The following is a 17,480-nucleotide window of genomic DNA, read 5'->3' as shown; positions in this document are numbered from 1 at the left end:
AGGGTGACCCCCTTGCAACCACCGGCCCTGCCCATGTCCGCACCCACCCCCCAACCCACCGCGCTCACCCTGCACCAGGCCAGCCGCGTGCTGGAAGTGGGCTTTGACGATGGCGCGGTGTTCCGCATCCCCTTCGAACTGATGCGCGTCTATTCGCCGTCGGCCGAGGTCCAGGGCCACGGCCCCGGGCAGGAGACGCTGCAGACCGGCAAGCGGGATGTCGGCATCAGCCAGATCGAGCTGGTCGGCCATTACGCGGTGCAGCCCAGCTTCACCGATGGCCACGACACCGGCCTGTTCACCTGGGGCCTGCTGTACAAGCTGGGCAGCGAACAGGCCGAGCTGTGGTCCCGCTACGAGCAGCGCCTGGCCGAGGCCGGCGTCACCCGCGACACCCCCATGCCTGCCAAGACCGGCGGCGCCTGCGCCAGCCACTGACAGAACCGAAGCAGCAGGAAGCGCCATGGCCAACACCCACTTCGGCTTCAAGACCGTCGACGAGAGCGAGAAGGCCAGCCGCGTGCGCGGCGTCTTCGACAGCGTGGCCAAGCGCTACGACGTGATGAACGACGTCATGTCGATGGGCCTGCACCGCGCCTGGAAGGCTTACACCGTGGCGGTGGCCAACCTGCGCCCGGGCGACAAGGTGCTGGACATCGCCGCCGGCACCGGCGACCTGGCCCGCGCCTTCGCCCGCAAGGTGGGCCCCAGCGGCCTGGTGCTGCACACCGACATCAACGAGGCCATGCTGCGCACCGGCCGCGACCGCCTGGTCGACGACGGTCTGGTGCTGCCCACCCTGGTGTGCGATGCCGAGCAGCTGCCCTGCCCGAGCGGCACCTTCGATCTGGTCAGCGTGGCCTTCGGACTGCGCAACATGACCCACAAGGACCGCGCCCTGGCCGAGATGTGCCGGGTGCTGCGCCCCGGCGGCCGCCTGCTGGTGCTGGAATTCAGCCAGGTGGCTGCGCCGTTGCGCAAGCCCTACGACTGGTATTCACTGAACGTGCTGCCGCTGATGGGCAAGCTGATCGCCAATGACGCCGACAGCTACCGCTACCTGGCCGAGTCCATCCGCATGCACCCGCCCCAGGCCGAGCTGAAGTCCATGATGCAGGCCGCCGGTTTCGGCCATGTGGATGTGCACAACCTCACGGCCGGCGTGGTGGCGCTGCACGTGGGCATCCGCTGCTGAGCCGTGCCCCGCCCGGGACGGGCGGGCACTTGTCACACAGTCGATTGGCGGCGGGGCGGGCATCCCCCGGGCTGGGTGGCGCACGGCCACAGGGTTGTCACTGATCGCCATTACACTTCGCCGGTTATTTGTGACGGTTGCCTGCGCTGGTGCTGGCAGCCTGGTGTAGACGCAGGCCGCAGTCCGGCAGGAGACCTCTCGAACATGAAGACCCCGCAACGTCTGGCCCCCCGCAACGGCATCCTGCGGCTCAGCCTGGTCGCCCTGGTGTCCACGGCCGCCCTGCTGGCCGCCTGCGGCGACAAGAAGGAAAAGGGCGCCAGCCAGACGGCAGCCAAGGTCAACAAGAACGAAGTGACGGTTCACCAGATCAACTTCGTGCTGCAACAGCAGCGCAACATCCGGCCCGAGCAGGCCGATGCGGCCAGCAAGCAGATCCTGGAACGCCTGATCGACCAGGAGCTGGCGCTGCAGAAGGCCGACGACCTGAAGATCGACCGCGACCCGCGTGTGGTGCAGCAGCTGGAAGCCGCCAAGCGCGAGATCATCGCCCGGGCCTACCTGGAGAAGGTGGGCGAAGCCGCCCCGAAGCCCACGCCCGAGGAGATCAAGAAGTATTACGACGAGAAGCCCGCCCTGTTCAAGGAGCGGCGCATCTACAGCATCCAGGAAATCGCCATCGAGGCCAAGCCCGAGCAGGTGGCCACCCTGCGTGAGAAGCTGACCGCCAGCAAGAACATCAACGAGTTCGTCGAGTTCCTGAAGGCCAACGAGTTCAAGTTCTCCGGCAACCAGGCCGTGCGCGCTGCCGAGCAGCTGCCGCTGCAGAGCCTGGACGCGTTTGCCAAGATGACCGACGGCCAGGCCATGATGAACCAGGCTGCCAACGGCGTGCAGGTGGTGGTGCTGGCTGGCAGCCGCAGCCAGCCAGTGGCCGAAGAGCAGGCCCGCCCGGCGATCGAGCAGTTTCTGCTGAACGAGCGCAAGCGCAAGCTGATCGAAGACGACATCAAGGCCATGCGTGGCGCGGCCAAGATCGAGTACGTGGGCAAGTTCGGCGAAGGTGCACCGGGCGCCGCGCCTGCGGCACCGGCCGCCACGGCCACGCCGGCCGCCGCGCCGGCCGCAAGCGGCGCGCTGAACGCCGCCGACATCAACAAGGGCATGGGGCTGAAGTGATGACGCTACGCAAACACCTGCAACCTCTGGCCTACGCGGCTCTGGCCCTGGGCATTTGCCTGGGCTGTGGCGGCATTGCGCCCGTGAAGGCCCAGAGCGGCCAGCCCACCGCCGGCGCCCAGGCCGAATACCGGCTGGGCAGTGGTGACGTGATCCGCATCAACGTCTACCAGAACCCCGACCTGACGCTGGAAACCCGGGTGACCGAGGCGGGCGTGGTCAGCTACCCGCTGCTGGGCAGCATCCGCCTGGGCGGGCTGACGGTGACGGCGGCCGAGAAGCTGATTGCAGAAGGCCTGCGCAACGGCAACTTCGTCAAGCAGCCGCAGGTGACGCTGGTGATCGTGCAGGTGCGCGGCAACCAGGCCAGCGTGCTGGGCCAGGTGAATCGCCCGGGCCGCTACCCGATCGAGGTGGCCGACATGCGCCTGACCGACCTGCTGGCCATGGCCGGCGGCACGGCGGGCAACGGCGCCGACATGGTGATCGTGACTGGCACCCGCAACGGCCAGCCCTACCGGCTGGAAGTGGACCTGCCCACCGTCTTCCAGGCCGGCGGCAAGGACAAGGACGTCATCATCGTCAACGGCGACACCGTGTGGGTGGACCGCCAGCCCATCGTCTACATCTACGGTGAAGTGCAGCGCCCCGGCCCGATGCGCCTGGAGCGTGGCATGACGCTGATGCAGAGCCTGGCCACTGGCGGCGGCCTGACCCAGCGCGGCACCGAGAAGGGAATCCGAGTGCACCGCAAGGGTGCCGACGGCAAGGTGCAGATCATCACGCCCACGATGGACGACGCCATGCGCGACGGCGACGTGGTGTATGTGCGCGAAAGCCTGTTCTGACTCCCACCGGTAGCCTGCCATGACCTTCGGACAATTTCTCTCGATCCTGCGGGCGCGCAAGTGGGCGGCGTTGCTGGTGTTTGTGCTGGTGGTGGGCACCACCGTGGGCGTGAGCCTGGTGCTGCCCAAGCAGTACGACGCCACCGCCAGCGTGGTCATCGACATCAAGCCAGATCCGGTCAGCGCGATGGCCTTCCCGACCATGGCCATGCCCAGCTTCATGGCCACGCAGGTCGACATCCTGGTGAGTGACCGGGTGGCGCTGAAGGTGATCCGCGACCTGAGGCTGCTGGAGAACCCCGCGTTGCGCGAGCAGTGGCAGACCGAAGGTGAGGGCAAGGGCACCATCGAGCAGTGGCTGACCACGCTGCTGCAGAAGAACCTGGACGTGAAGCCCAGCCGCGAGAGCAACGTCATCCAGATCAACTACCGGTCGCCCGACCCGCGCTTTGCGGCCGGCCTGGCCAACGCCTTTGCCCAGGCCTACATCGCCACCACGCTGGAACTGCGGGTGGATCCGGCCAAGCAGTTCAGCGCCTTCTTCGTGGCCCAGAGCAAGGATGCGCGCGCCGCGCTGGAAGTGGCCCAGGGCAAGCTGTCGGCCTACCAGCGTGACAAGGGCATCATCGCCGCAGACGAGCGGCTGGACGTGGAGAACGCTCGCCTGGCCGAGCTGAGCAGCCAGCTGGTGCAGATCCAGGCCATCAGCAGCGAAAGCGGCAGCCGCCAGGCCCAGGCCCAGGGCGCCAGTGGCGACCGCATGCAGGAAGTGCTGAACAACCCGCTGATCGGCGGCCTGAAGGCCGACCTGACCCGCAACGAGGCGCGTCTGCAGGAGCTGAACAGCAAGTTCGGCGACAACCACCCGCAGGTGGTGGAGGCCAAGGCCAACATCGCCGAGCTGCGCACCCGCATCGACGCCGAGATCCGCCGCGTGACCGGTGGTGTGACGGTGACCAACACCATCAACAAGCAGCGCGAGGCGCAGGTGCGCCGCGAGCTGGACGCCCAGCGCGCCAAGCTGCTGCAGATGAAGGCCGTGCGCGACCAGGGCCAAGTGCTGGTGCGTGAGGTGGAGAACGCCCAGCGCGCCTACGACAGCGTGATGCAGCGGCTGAACCAGACGGCGATGGAAAGCCAGGCCAACCAAAGCTACGCCAACCTGCTGACCAGCGCGCTGCCGCCATCCGAGCATGCCAGCCCCAAGATCGTGCTGAACACGGCGCTGGCCGTCTTCCTGGGTGCGCTGCTAGCCGTGGGTGTAGCCCTGCTGCTGGAACTGAGCAACCGCCGCGTGCGCCAGCCCGAGGACGTGATTGCCGCCCTGGGCCTGCCTGTGCTGGGCGTGCTGCCCAAGCCCAATGCCAAGCGCTTCACCTCGGGCAAACATGCCCTGATGCTGCAGCAGCGCGTGATCGGCCTGCCGGCCCCGCAAGCCAACAAGGGCGCCTGAGCGCCGAGCGACGACCCCATGGCCAAGTTCAAAGATTCCAGCGCCACCGATGCCGCCCACGTGGTGCCCGAGCAGGGCACCGATGTGGCCGACCGGTCGATCGGTTCCATCATTGCCGAGACCCGCAACCTCACCGCCGACCAGGTGGAGAAGGTGCTGGCCCACCAGAAGGCCAAGGGCATCCGCTTCGGCGAGGCAGCCATCGCCCTGGGCTATGCCAGCACCGACGATGTGCTGTTTGCACTGAGCCAGCAGTTTCACTACCCCTACGCCGCCGAAGACAGGCGCAAGGCCAACCCCGAACTGGTGGCATTGAACCAGCCCTTCGGCGTGCAGGCCGAGAGCTTCCGGGCCATCCGCAGCCAGATCATGATGCGGCTGTTCAACGAGGGGCAAGAGCGCCGCGCCATCGCGGTGGTCAGCCCGGACAGCGGCGACGGCAAGACCTTCTTTGCCGCCAACCTGGCGGTGACGCTGGCGCAGCTGGGCGGCCGCACGCTGCTGGTGGATGCCGACCTGCGCGGCCCGCGCCAGCATGCCGTGTTCGGCATCGACAACAGTGCCGGCCTGTCGGGCATCCTCAGTGGGCGGGCCGAGGCCAAGGTGATCCAGCAGGTGGTGGGTGTGCCCAGCCTGTTTGTGCTGCCGGTGGGCATCACCCCCCCGAACCCGTTGGAACTTGTGGAGCGCCCGGCGTTCGGACTGCTGGTGCGTGAACTGCTTGCCAAATTCGACCACGTGGTGGTGGACACCCCGGCTGCCCAGTACGGCAGCGACAGTGCCGTGATCGCGGCGCGCTGCGGTGCGGCACTGGTGGTGGCGCGCCAAGGCAAGAGCCAGGTGGTGAGCTTGCAGGATCTGGTGGCCAATCTGGCCGAGACACCCGCCAAGCTGGCGGGGGTGATCGTCAACGAGTTCTGAGCCCATGGCGACGTTGCCAAACGATCGGTCGAGCGCTGTTGCCCAGCAGCGGCAGTCCATCCTGCCCCCTGGTGCCGACTTGATGGTGTTGGTGGCGTTGCTGGCGGGCTTTGCTGCGCTGTACGTGCCCAGCTACATGATGCTGGCCGAGCGCATCTGGCCCACTGATGAACAAGGCCACGGCCCCATCATCCTGGCGGTGAGCATCTGGTTGCTGTACGGCAAAAGGCATGAACTGGCTGCCCTGCAGCGGCGGCCCAGCATGGCCCTGGGCTTGCCCTTGCTGCTGGTCGGCCTAGTGATGTACGTACTGGGTCGGTCGCAGTTCATCATGGTCTTCGAGGTGTTCTCCCAGATCCTGGTGCTGGCTGCAATGGTGCTGATGTTTCTTGGCAAGCGCGCGCTGCGGACTGTCTGGTTCCCGTTGTTTTTTCTGCTGTTTATGGTGCCGCTGCCGGGCAGCTTGGTGGCATCGATCACCGGGCCGCTGAAGAGCGCGGTGTCTGCTGTTGCTGCCGGCTTGCTGTACCAACTGGGTTACCCAGTAGGCCGTGCCGGTGTGGTCATGACCGTGGGCCCATATCAGTTGCTGGTGGCAGACGCCTGCGCTGGCCTGAACAGCATGTTTACGCTGGAGGCTCTGGGCCTGCTCTACATGAACCTGATGCGCTACACCAACGTAGTGCGCAACGTGCTGCTGGCAATCCTGATCATCCCCATTTCATTTGCCGCCAACATCGTGCGGGTGATGATCCTGGTGCTGGTCACCTACCACCTGGGTGATGAGGCTGGGCAAGGCTTCATCCACGGGTTTGCAGGCATGGTGCTGTTCATCGTGGGCCTGATGCTGATGCTGGCCACCGACAGCGTGCTGCGGCTGATGTTTCGTGAAAAGGCGGCTAAGCCATGATGACCAGCGTTCGGTGGCGCGCATTGCTGGTGGCCTTGCTGATGGTGGCCAGTGCTGGGGCCGCCGTGTTTGGCCGGCCCACCAAGCACATGGCCGACCAGATCGGCATGCCCAACCTGGAAGCCATGTTCCCCAAGGCATTTGGTGAATGGCGGGTGGACACCAGCATGCCGGTGGTCTTGCCGTCGCCAGATGTGCAGGCCTTGCTCGACAAGATCTACAACCAGGTGCTGTCGCGGTCCTATGTCAACGCCAAGGGCGAACGCATCATGTTGTCGGTGGCCTATGGCGGCGACCAGTCCGATGGCACCAGTGCCCACCGGCCCGAGGTGTGCTACCCCGCGCAGGGGTTTGCCATCACGGCCAACAAGTTGCAGACCTTGCCGGTTGGTGGGCGCCAATTGCCGGTCCGGCAGTTGATGAGCAAGCTGGGGCCGCGCAATGAACCGATCACTTATTGGGTGGTGGTGGGTGGCGACGTGGTCACAACAGGCATTGGGCAGAAACTGGCACAGATGCGCTACGGTGTGCGCGGCATCGTTGCCGACGGCATGCTGATGCGCGTGTCGAACATCGAAGCCGACATGGCGAAGGGCCACCAGTTGCAGGCGCGTTTCATTACCGACCTTGCCGGCCAAATGGATGCGGCGTCGGCCTCGCGCGTCTTTGGCAAGGTTGGCTCGTGAGCTTGGAGTGGGCCGGTTGCGTTAGCTGCATGTGCTCAAGCGGCTGCCGTCGGGAACAGTGCGGTTCCTGTGATGGATCTTTGTCTCCGGCTGCTGACCAGGTCAGATGAAGCGCAATTTTGTTTACACAGCAGTTTCGGTTGGGAGCCGGCTGCTGGTGGGGCTGTTGCTCTTTCTGCTGTTGGCACGCTTGTGGGGCCCACCACAGTTCGGCTTGTTCAGCTTCGTTTTCAGCTTTAGTGCTCTGATGGCCTTGCTGGTGGATTTCGGCTTCGCGCTGTACCTGTTGCGCGAGGTGGCGGCCAGGCCCGAGGAGGCGGCGAGGCTGATCTCGGAGGCATTCCGGGCCAAGCTGTTGCTGATGCTCGCGGCCGTTCTGTTGATGGTGTGCGCCAGTGTGGCCATCGGGCCGACCGTCTTGCCACCCGCCCTTGTCACACCGCTCTTTTTGGCCGCACTGGCCATGTCGTTTTCCGACTTCTTCGCGGCACCACTTCGCGCGCTGGGCCGGTTTGACCTGGAGGCCGGCTTGGTCACGCTGGCCAATGCGCTGCAGTTTGCACTCGCCGGGGCAGTGGCATTGCATGGCGGTACACCCATGCAGGTGGCGTGGGCGATGGTGGTTTCACGTTGCTTCTACTTGGCAATGGCCTGGCGCGCAGCTTGCAAGGTGACACCAGCGCTGCGCCTGCGCGACCCCGTTCTGCTGGGGCCTTTGTCTACGCTACGCCGTGCTTGGCCCTATGGTGTGGACGGCATGTTGGTCACGGCTTGGAATCAGTTGGATGTTGTGGTCGTCCGTGCACTGTTCGGCACGCAAGCTGTTGGTTTGTACAGTGCAGGACAGAAGATTGTTCTGGGGGTTGGTGCGTTGGCACCTGTGGTTGGCAATGTGATGATTCCTCGCCTGTCTCGATTGGCATCTGACGCTAATCCCCGCTTCTGGCCGACAGCGGCAAAGACCGGCGGTCTGATGGCCCTCATCGGTGCTTCCTTTGGACTGCCGCTGATGCTCTTTCCGCAGCAGTTGGCGGATGTGATGTTCGGCCAGTCTTTTCAAGGGCTGGCTGCACTTTTGCCATTGTTTGGTGCTGTTCTGATGCTGCGATATGTGGCTGCGAGCGCGGGGGTCGTGATCACTGCGGCCGGATTTCAGTCAAAGCGGGTCGTTGTTCAATTGGTTAGCTTGGGTGTCATGGCGGGGTTGCTGGGATTGCTCTCCGTCTCCCAGAGGCAACTCGATGATTTCGTTCGAATTTATATGGCTGGGCAGATTTCAATGACGTTGGGGTACTTCTGGTGGGTTTGGCGTTTGCAGAGTGGGCAAACTGCCCGTGGTAAGTAATGACCACGATCAATGTTGGCCTGTTGTGGCACAGTCTTGATTCCGGCAACCTAGGTGTTGTCGCCTTGACGGTATCTCAGATGCGGCTTGTACGTGAAGCTGCAAACGCAGCGGGTGTGCAAGTCAGATTTGTGGTGATTGGCGGAACACGCGAAGGTGCCGATGCGGGGTCGTCTGGGGCGGATGCCGTTTGCCGTGTCACTCGAAACCGCTTGTTGGGGTTCGATTCGAAGTTGCGTGAAACCTTTGCCGGTTGCGATCTCATCCTCGACATCGGTGAAGGCGATAGTTTCGCTGATATTTACGGCCTGAAGCGACTGGTGTTCCACATCGGCACAAAGCTCTGGGCCCAACGAGGCTCTCGACGTTTTGTGTTCGCGCCGCAAACACTTGGACCTTTCAAAGGCAATATCACTGGCTGGTGGGCTAACCGGGTAATGGCGGGTGCCGACCTGGTTTGCACCCGTGATCAGCTTTCGACAGCGTTTTACCAGGGGCGCGGATTGAAAACGCCACTGCTTGAAGTCACTGATGTGGCCTTTGCCCTGCCGTTCGAGCAGGCGCAGAAATTTGGTGGTCGGCCTCGTGTCGGCATCAACGTTTCCGGTTTGCTTTGGTCGGGTGGTTACACCGGCAACAACCAGTTCGGTTTGAAACTCGACTACAGAAGGTCCATCCTGGACCTCGTGGACTGGTTCACTGTGGTTGCTGGCGCGGATGTCTGGTTGGTCCCACACGTCGTTACCCCAGACCGCGAGGTGGAGGATGACTGGCGTGCGTCTCAGCAGGTTTCTGCATTGCGGCCACATGTACAACTGGCTGGCCCATTCGAGTCGCCAAGCGCCGCGAAGAGTTTCATTTCCGGTCTGGACTACTTCACCGGGGCACGCATGCATGCCTGCATCGCCGCATTTTCGTCTGGTGTGCCCGGTGTGCCCATGGCCTACAGCCGCAAGTTCACAGGCTTGTTCGGCACGTTGGGTTATTCACATGTCGCCGATTGCCAGGTTGAGTCCGAATCGCAGGTCATTCAACGCATCAAGACAGGGTTTGAACATCGCGACGAACTGGCGCAGCAGGTGCGGGTTGGTATGCAGGCTGCCGAGGGCCGCCTTGACCGCTATCGGGCTGCATTGGCAAGCCTGCTGACGGAGTGTGCCGGTGCGCACTGACCAAACCCTGGCCGGTATCGTCAAGTCCGGCCTGTGCTCTGGATGCGGAGCCTGCGTGCCCGCGGTCGGACCGTCGGTTGTCGCGATGCGGCTGAATGCCAAGGGCTTCCTCCGGCCGCATGCCGAGCGGGACCTGACCGATGCCGAGCAAGCGCGAGTTCGGGCTGTCTGCCCGGGACTTGGTCTTTCTCATCCAGTGCGGTTTGAGGAGGGCACCCGTTACGAGCCGGCGTGGGGCCCTGTGCGGCGCGTTTCTGCCGGCCATGCGGTGGACCCGGATGTGCGTCATCGCGGCTCGTCTGGTGGCGTGCTCTCGGCGCTGCTGATCCACCTGTTGGCGAGTCGCCAGGTCGACTTCGTGCTGCACGTGCAGGTGGCACCCGGTGAGCCGCTCCGCAACGAGGCGATGATCAGTCGGACGCGATCTGAAGTGCTGGATGGTGCCGGGTCACGCTACTCTCCTGCTTCACCGGTGGCTGCACTGCCTGTGGCACTTGCTCTACCCGGACGGTTTGCGTTTGTGGGCAAGCCGTGCGACGTTGCAGCGGTCCGAAAGATCATCTCGCAAGAGCCGTCTCTGGCTGAGCGGATTCCCATCTTGCTGTCGTTCATGTGCGCCGGTACGCCCAGCCAGCACGGGACCTCGGCCATCTTGAAGCAGATGCAATTGGTGTCTGAAGACGTCGTGCATTTTCGCTACCGGGGTGACGGTTGGCCGGGTTTGACGCAGGCGAGAACGGCGGCCGGCAGGACTGAGGCGATGGACTACAACACGGCTTGGGGCAACATCCTCAATCGCCATCTGCAGACACGCTGCAAGCTCTGCGCCGATGGCACTGGTGAGTTTGCCGACGTGGTGTGTGCCGATGCTTGGTACGGTCGAGACGGCTATCCGGACTTCACGGAACGTGATGGACGCAGTTTGGTGGTTGCGCGCACGGTTGTGGGTGAGCGCCTGGTTGCTGAAGCGCAGCGGGCATCCGTACATTTGGAACCTTTCGACCCCGGCGATTTGCGCGCAATCCAGCCCTATCAGCACAGGCGCAAGTCGGTGCTCCTTGCCCGCATGCTGGCGCTCCGTCTTCTTGGTGGCGCCGTGCCTAGCTACCAAGGCCTTCAGCTTGGCCAACTGGCAGTACGGACTTCACCGGTTGGCCTTGCCAAGGAATTTCTGGGTGCGGCTCGGCGTTTCCTCGGTAATCGCTTCTGAATGTCGGCTGGAGAACATCCATGTTGGTGAGACGAGGAGGGCCGCAGGCGGTATGGCGCGGCTTGGCCTTTGGCCTCGGGTTGGTATTGCTGACGCTGATCGTTGCAGTCGCGACGCTCTTTTCGTCAGGTGCGCCATTTCTGTCCATCTGGCTGGTTCTGCTTGTTTTTGGCGCGATCGGAGCCGGTGTTCTGGTGCTGGCGCCCCAGGCGTCCGCAGGCATCGAGCGTTTCGGCTTCGGGCTCTTGGTGTTTTTTGTGTTTGCCACCGTCTTGTGGCCGCGTTATGCCGGGTTCAGGCTGCCAGGCATGCCGTCATTCTCGCTGTCTCGGTTGTCCCTGTTGGCCTTGCTCATAGTGGGCATGTATCTGTTGGCAAAGGGGCCAGCGTTTCGACAGCGCTTGCAGGAGCGTGCAGCCCAGTTTCGAGTGGTGATCTACCCTGTGCTGCTGCTCATTCTGTGGAAATTGGTGGCGTCCGTCGCTTCAGAGTACCCAGTGATTGCCGTCCGCGCCTGGCTCAATGATGTGCTGTCCACATTCGCGCCCCTGTTCATTGCCCTTGGCGTCGTGCAAACCCGTAACGATGTGCACAAGCTGGTTGCGGCGTTCGTCGCCTCGGCACTTTTGGTGGGCTTGCTGGGCCTGTTGGAGTGGCGTCTTGGCCACAATCTCTTTGCCGGAATCCTGCAAGTCGACTCCGAATATCTTGAGCAAGTTCTGCGTGAGAAACTGCGCGGTGATGGTGCCCGATTGCAGTCCACCTTCAGCCATCCGCTGACCCTGTCGGAGTTCATGGTACTGGTCACGCCGGTGACCGTGTACTGGGCCTTCAGTCAAGGGTTTCGATGGCTGCGAGCACTGGCACTGCTCGCACTGCTCTGCCTGTTTGCAGTGATCGTGGCCAAAACTGGATCACGGTCTGGCATCGGCACCTATGTGCTGGTGCTTGGGCTGTTGGCGCCTGCCATGCTCTTGCGCCGCTACAAGCTGGCGAGGCACTCGGTTGCCGCTGCTTTGAACTTGCTGGTCGCGATTGCGATCGTGTGTATCGGTTTGGTGGCTGTGTACTTCGTGCTGGACATCGTGGTCGGCAGAACAGCAGCCGAGCAATCCAGTTCGCTGGTGCGCCTGCGCATGTGGGAGGCGGGTCTGGCGAAGGCAGCGGTCAGTCCGTTGCTTGGCTACGGCCAGGACATTGGTGGTCAAGTTTTGGGCTTCGTCGGGAACTATGGTGTGCTGACCTTGGACAGTTCCTACCTCTCCTACTTGCTTGACGGTGGTTTTCCGTCATTGATATTGTTTGCATTCGTCTTGCTCGCGCTCGTTGGTCTTGGTCTTCGCCATGGATTGGCGCAGGCCGAACCCGACTTGCTTGCGCTGGCCTTGGCCGCTTCAGTCTTCGGCTTTGCCCTGATCAAGGGGGTGTTGTCGTTGCCGCACAACCACGGGCTGGTCATGGTGCTGGTGTCTTGCATGCTGGTGAGCATTGCCGACCGCCTGCGCACATTGCAGGTGGTGCAACCTGCAGCGCATCCACGGCGTTTCGGGCTGCGGCACCCATGACACCACGCATCTGGCTGATCGTCCTCAATTGGCGGAACGGGCCTGACACCATCGACTGCTTGGCATCGATCCGTGACGTTGCCGACCCGGCCATTGCCGGTGTGGTGGTCTGCGACAACGCCTCAGGTGACGGGTCGCTCGAACTGATCCGGTCGTGGTTGCAGTCCAGCGGCGTGTGTTTGGTGGACCGCACCACGCAGCCGGCCGCCGCCTGGCCTGAACCGCCAACCCCTGGCCAGCAGTGCACGGAAGGCGCCCAGGCCTGGAATCGGTTGCCCGTGGTGCTGGTGGACACAGGTGGCAATCTGGGCTTTGCAGGCGGCAACAACGTCGGCATCGCACTTGTGCAACGCCATGCTGACTACGACGGGATTCTGCTGCTCAACAACGACGCGATGCTGGCGCCGGGGTGTGTCAGTGCCATGGCCATGCGCATGGCTGAACGCCCTGGTCTGGGCATGTGCGGGGCCACCGTTGTGTTCGACTGGGACCGGTCGATCGTTCAGGCCTACGCCGGCGCCAGGTTCTCGCGCTGGCTGGGGCGCGCAAAGTTGCTTGGCGCCCATGCTGGGGTGTCGGCGCAGCGCGACCAGGGTTGGGTCGAGTCGCAGCTGGACTACATACTTGGTGCTGCTCTGATGATTTCTCGGCCCTGCCTGGAGGCCACCGGCGCCATGTACGACGGCTATTTTCTCTATTACGAAGAGATTGACTGGGCTGTGCGTGCAAGGCGACGGGGTTTCGGCCTCGGTTACGCACCTGGCGCCGTGGTCTATCACAAGGAGGGACGCACCATCGGGTCCAGCACGGACAGGTCAAAGCGCAGCCTGTTGTCCGAGTATTACCTGGTCCGCGCGCAGATCAGGTTCACGGTGCGCTTCTACCCCTGGTGCCTGCCGACAGTAGTGGGGCTGGGGCTGGCCAAGTGCTTGCGCAGTGTGATCGATCGCGACGTGCGTCGTGCGCTCGTGCGTCTGCGTGCCATGTTCGGCCTGGCCTGGCAGCCTTGACCGCCATGCACACCGTGCACACTCAACTGCCGACGGCCATGCCCGTGCTGGCACTGAAGGACGGGCTCTTCATTGCGTGGAAGGACGATTGCTTCCGTTCCAGGGCTACCGCGCGCACCTTTGGTGTCGAGATCATCTTTCTCGGCCGCCAAGGTGGTCGCCAACCCATGCGCTACTTGAGGCTGATGTGGCGCACCTGGCAGTTGCTGCGAGCGCGCAAGCCAAAGACCATCATCTGCCTGAATCAGCCGCCGATGTTGCCGTTGGTTTGCGCTCTCTGGGCAGCGGGGCACAACGGTGATGTGATCCAGGACTTTCACAGTGGCGCGCTGTCCAAGCCGCAATGGCGGTTGTTTCAGCCGCTGTACCGCTGGATGACCCGGCGTGCGCCAGTGACCTTGATGCACAACCGTGCTGATGCCGGCATCGTTGCAGCCTGGCGGTCCGCGACCGCGCTGTTGCTGACCCTGCCGAGTGCGGCCCCGTTAGGTGTGGAGCGGCAGGTCTCCGGAGATCGGCCACGCTTCATGTTTGTTTGCACCTTCGCGACCGACGAGCCTGTGGAGCTTGCGATCGAGGCCTTTGCCGCCTGCCCGGAGGCAGACTTCTGGATCACCGGCAACTACCGGAAGGCTGGCCTCGACCAGGCCAAGATGCCGGCCAATGTTCGGCTGCTGGGCTTCATCGACTATGCAACTTACCAGCAGGTGATGGCGGGCAGCACGGCGGTGATCACACTGTCCGACCGCCCTCACATCATGCAGATGGCTGTGGAGGAGGCCATCAGCCTGGGTGTCCCGGTGCTCACGAACCATTCGCCAACGTTGGCAGAAGCGCTTGGAGCGGCCGGGGTGTTCACCAGCCTGGATGCAGCAGCTCTGGCGGCTGGCGTCCGCCAAGTGCTGGATCAGCAGCCCCAGTTGGAGTTGGCAGCGTCCACCGCGCGCCAGCGTTGCTGGGCCGCCGTGCAGTTGGAACTGGATGGGCTGCGCACACGCCGTCCGGAGTTGTTCTGTTGAGAGCCCGCATCGACCGCATCGCTTGGCTTTGGCGCAGGCTGCGCAACATGGGTGTCGCAGAACTGGCACACAGACTGCGCGAAGCGCTGCGCCGGCAAAGCACGCGTTGGCTGCGCCAAGGCTGGGCCGCCTATGCGCATGAACCGCAGTTGCCTGCGGTGCTGCCGGGCTTGAAGGACCGCGTGCACATGTCTGACGAGGCACTGCGCACCGCCATTGCGCAAGGTGCCAAGCGCTTTCGGCAGGGTCAGTTCACCGCGCTGGGTGTGCATTGGCCGGCGGGCTCCATCAGCATGGCGTTTGACGCGAGTCTTTGGACACTGGACCCTTGTACCGGCAAATCGTGGCCGGGCAGCGAGCGCTACTGCTTTGACATTGCCTATCGGCTGGAGCGCGGCATTGGTGATGTCAAGTATGTGTGGGAGTTCGGGCGCCTCCAGTTCCTGCCACTGCTGGCTGCCGATGCGGCACTCAACGGCTGTACGCCATCGCTGGAAGCTGTGGGCTCTGCCATTGACAGCTGGTACGAGAACAACCCCCCATTCCGTGGCATCCACTGGGCCGAGTTGCTGAATGTCGCAATCCGGGCCATCAACCTTCTGGTCGCGCTGTCACTCTGTGGTGACCGCTTGCGGCCCGCAACGCTGGGTCGCGCGCGGGCGATGCTGGCTGCGCATGCGCGCTTGCTGGCCCTGTTCCCGTCGCTGCACTCTTCGGCAAACAACCACCTGGTCGCCGAATGTGCTGCCGAGTATCTGATCGCGGTGGCTGTGCCGGAGCTGCCGGATGCGGGCCATGCGCGGGCGGCAGCACGGGCGCAGCTTGTCACGCAATGCCTGAAGCAGATCCTGCCGGACGGCTGGCCGGCGGAACAGTCACCCAGCTATGGCGCGTTCACTGCCGAATTCATACTGCTGGCATCCGTCGTGGCCGAGGCTGCGTCCGAACCCTTTGCGACCGAGGTGGCGCAACGCCTGGACGCGTTTGCCATGCACGTGGTGGCATTGGCCAATCGGCATGGTGTTGTGCCGCCGCTTTGCGACAACGACGAAGGCCGGGTGCTGACGTCGGGTGAGCACGAAGCCGACTATCCGATGTCAATCGCAGCTGCCATCTGTGCGGTGCATGGGCGCGCGCTGGCAGGCGAGGGGCTGCCGGGCCTGCGACTGCGTGATGCTATCTTTGGCCGGCCCGGGTTGGGGCCCACACCGGTGATGGGCACCAGTTTGTTCGCCGATGGCGGATGCAGCGTGGACCGCCGCCAAGTCGCCGGCCGCGCATGCTTGCTGACTTTCGACCACGGTCCCTTGGGCTATCTGTCGATCGCTGCGCACGGGCACGCTGATGCCCTGTCTGTCACCCTGGACGTTGACGGTGACCCGATGCTGGTTGATCCGGGAACCTACCTGTACCACTCCGGCGGACAGTGGCGAGACTGGTTCCGCAGCACGCGCGCGCACAACACGCTGAATCTCCAGGGCGCGGACCAGAGCACGATGGCCGGCCCGTTCAACTGGTCAGCCAAGGCGGATGCGCGTCTGGAGTCGACCGGCGGTCAGGCGGCATGGCCGTGGCGTGCATCGCACGACGGCTACATGCGCCGGTTCGGTTTGCGCCATGAACGCACCATCGTCGCCCTGGACGACGGATACCAGATCACCGATCGCCTACTGGGCAAGGCGCCGGCGCCTGTGACTGAAGTGGTGTTTCAGTTGGGTTTGGCTTACAGCGCAGTGCGCGACGGATCAGGCTTCATCGTGCACAACCGCACGGGGCCGGTTGCGCGGCTTGTATTCGAGGCGCAAGGTGATCTCCTGTGCCAGCGCGGCGGTGCCATGGGCGCTGGCGGTTGGGTTTCGCCCCGCTTTGGAGTGCGCCAGGAGTCGGACCGTATCTCGTGGTGCGGGCACGTGCCTGCTGATGGTGCCGTTGTCCGCATCCAGTTGTTGACCCGTGATCGGATTACGGGCGAGGAGTTTGTCTGATGAGAAGCGTGCAACTGCCAGGGTTCGCCATGGCTGCCGGCGCAATCGGGTTCGGCTGCGCGTCGCTCGGCTCCCGTGTGGCGCCTGCCGACGGCGTGCGGGCCATGGCCGAGGCCCACGCCGCAGGCGTGAACTGGTTCGACGTGGCACCGGCCTATGGCGCTGGCGATGCCGAGTCAATCCTGGGAACCTTTGCCCGGGGCCGTCGCGACCAACTGCTGATTTGCACCAAGGTGGGCCTGGCGCCGCCGCAGCGCAATGCCTTGCTGAAGTCGGCCTATGCGGCGGCGCGGCCACTGGTGGGTGCACTCAAGGGGTTGCGCAAGGCATTCAGGCGGATTCCTGCCACGCGCAACGTCGCTGTACCACTCACACCGGCGCTGCTTGTCGAGTCGCTGGAACGCAGCCTGCGGCGGCTGGGAACTGATCATGTCGACGTCTTTGCACTGCACAAGCCCGTGCACGCCGATATTGCGCGCGATGACATCCTCCAGGCGCTGAGCGACCTGCGGCGCGCCGGCAAGGTGCGGCATGTGGGCGTTGCCGGTGACGCGCATGCAGCGCAACTGGCTTTGGCACATCCCGATGTCTACACCGTGCTGCAGTTGGCGGACGACCCCGTGGACCAACCGTTACGCAGATTGCAAGCCGCCGCGGCTGGACGACTCAGCTTTATCACCCATTCTGTGCTGGGAGTGGACGGCATGCGCGAGCGATTGACCCAGGCGCTACATGCCGGTGGCGCGCCGGCGGTGCGCAGACTGACCGATGCGGGCTATGCAGGCAATGCAGAGCAGACGGTGTCGCAGCTGTTGGTTGACCGTGCGCTGGCGGCCAACGCAGGGGGTGTCGTGTTGATGTCGATGTTCTCATCGAAGCACCGTGCTGCAAACATTGCCCGCGCCGAGGGCAAAGTGCGACCTGATGCGATCGAACTGGTGGCCGACCTGCTGGCCGATGGCGGCCGGGCGGCGCGATGATC

The 17,480-nt window shown here is 64.0% G+C and carries 16 protein-coding genes; all 16 read left to right on the top strand.

All coding sequences use genetic code 11. The annotated features are described in order from the left end of the window. The first annotated feature begins 33 nt into the window (after nt 1-33). Nucleotides 34-438: a gamma-butyrobetaine hydroxylase family protein gene (locus tag FFT10_RS21045; RefSeq protein WP_137734840.1), complete on the top strand. Its 405-nt coding sequence runs from the start codon at nt 34-36 to the stop codon at nt 436-438. A gap of 25 nt (nt 439-463) precedes the next feature. Next, entirely contained in the window at nt 464-1,195 is a 732-nt protein-coding gene (gene ubiE, locus FFT10_RS21040; protein WP_137734839.1) for a bifunctional demethylmenaquinone methyltransferase/2-methoxy-6-polyprenyl-1,4-benzoquinol methylase UbiE, read from the top strand. A 204-nt stretch (nt 1,196-1,399) separates the two neighbouring features. Continuing rightward, a complete protein-coding gene (locus FFT10_RS21035) occupies nt 1,400-2,374 on the top strand; it encodes an EpsD family peptidyl-prolyl cis-trans isomerase (protein ID WP_137734838.1) in 975 nt (324 codons plus the stop codon). Then, nucleotides 2,374-3,222 carry a polysaccharide export protein EpsE gene (gene epsE, locus FFT10_RS21030; RefSeq protein WP_137734837.1) on the top strand — a complete coding sequence of 283 codons (849 nt, stop codon included), beginning with the start codon at nt 2,374-2,376 and terminating at the stop codon, nt 3,220-3,222. The genes FFT10_RS21035 and epsE overlap by 1 nt, the downstream gene beginning before the upstream one ends. Before the next feature lie 19 nt (nt 3,223-3,241). Next, on the top strand, nt 3,242-4,675 hold the full coding sequence (gene epsF / locus FFT10_RS21025) for a chain length determinant protein EpsF (protein WP_137734836.1): 1,434 nt from the start codon (nt 3,242-3,244) through the stop codon (nt 4,673-4,675). Nucleotides 4,676-4,693: 18 nt separating this feature from the next. Further along, entirely contained in the window at nt 4,694-5,596 is a 903-nt protein-coding gene (locus FFT10_RS21020) for a polysaccharide biosynthesis tyrosine autokinase (protein WP_137734835.1), read from the top strand. Between the two features lie 4 nt (nt 5,597-5,600). Beyond that, nucleotides 5,601-6,506: an exosortase B gene (xrtB, locus tag FFT10_RS21015; protein ID WP_228027216.1), complete on the top strand. Its 906-nt coding sequence runs from the start codon at nt 5,601-5,603 to the stop codon at nt 6,504-6,506. Continuing rightward, nucleotides 6,503-7,192 carry an exosortase-associated protein EpsI, B-type gene (gene epsI / locus FFT10_RS21010; RefSeq protein ID WP_137734834.1) on the top strand — a complete coding sequence of 230 codons (690 nt, stop codon included), beginning with the start codon at nt 6,503-6,505 and terminating at the stop codon, nt 7,190-7,192. Before xrtB ends, epsI begins: the two co-directional genes overlap by 4 nt. 106 nt (nt 7,193-7,298) lie before the next feature. Beyond that, nucleotides 7,299-8,537 carry a lipopolysaccharide biosynthesis protein gene (locus FFT10_RS21005; protein ID WP_137734833.1) on the top strand — a complete coding sequence of 413 codons (1,239 nt, stop codon included), beginning with the start codon at nt 7,299-7,301 and terminating at the stop codon, nt 8,535-8,537. Further along, on the top strand, nt 8,537-9,709 hold the full coding sequence (locus tag FFT10_RS21000) for a polysaccharide pyruvyl transferase family protein (protein WP_137734832.1): 1,173 nt from the start codon (nt 8,537-8,539) through the stop codon (nt 9,707-9,709). Before FFT10_RS21005 ends, FFT10_RS21000 begins: the two co-directional genes overlap by 1 nt. Then, nucleotides 9,699-10,919, top strand: coding sequence for a Coenzyme F420 hydrogenase/dehydrogenase, beta subunit C-terminal domain (locus FFT10_RS20995; RefSeq protein ID WP_137734831.1), 1,221 nt, complete (start codon nt 9,699-9,701; stop codon nt 10,917-10,919). Before FFT10_RS21000 ends, FFT10_RS20995 begins: the two co-directional genes overlap by 11 nt. A gap of 20 nt (nt 10,920-10,939) precedes the next feature. Beyond that, nucleotides 10,940-12,484, top strand: coding sequence for an O-antigen ligase family protein (locus FFT10_RS20990; protein WP_137734830.1), 1,545 nt, complete (start codon nt 10,940-10,942; stop codon nt 12,482-12,484). Next, nucleotides 12,481-13,494, top strand: a complete 1,014-nt coding sequence (locus tag FFT10_RS20985; protein ID WP_137734829.1) for a glycosyltransferase family 2 protein — start codon at nt 12,481-12,483, stop codon at nt 13,492-13,494. Before FFT10_RS20990 ends, FFT10_RS20985 begins: the two co-directional genes overlap by 4 nt. Nucleotides 13,495-13,499: 5 nt before the next feature. Then, entirely contained in the window at nt 13,500-14,513 is a 1,014-nt protein-coding gene (locus FFT10_RS20980; protein WP_162520868.1) for a glycosyltransferase, read from the top strand. Continuing rightward, nucleotides 14,510-16,498, top strand: coding sequence for a heparinase II/III family protein (locus tag FFT10_RS20975; protein ID WP_228027215.1), 1,989 nt, complete (start codon nt 14,510-14,512; stop codon nt 16,496-16,498). Before FFT10_RS20980 ends, FFT10_RS20975 begins: the two co-directional genes overlap by 4 nt. Beyond that, nucleotides 16,498-17,478, top strand: a complete 981-nt coding sequence (locus tag FFT10_RS20970) for an aldo/keto reductase (RefSeq protein ID WP_137734827.1) — start codon at nt 16,498-16,500, stop codon at nt 17,476-17,478. Before FFT10_RS20975 ends, FFT10_RS20970 begins: the two co-directional genes overlap by 1 nt. The last annotated feature ends 2 nt before the right edge of the window (nt 17,479-17,480 follow it).

Origin of the sequence: Pseudaquabacterium pictum (assembly GCF_005403045.1) — a bacterium.
GTDB classification, from domain to species: Bacteria; Pseudomonadota; Gammaproteobacteria; order Burkholderiales; family Burkholderiaceae_C; genus Pseudaquabacterium; species Pseudaquabacterium pictum.
Note: the sequence above shows the minus strand (reverse complement) of the source record. Positions and strands in the feature narration are given on the sequence as shown.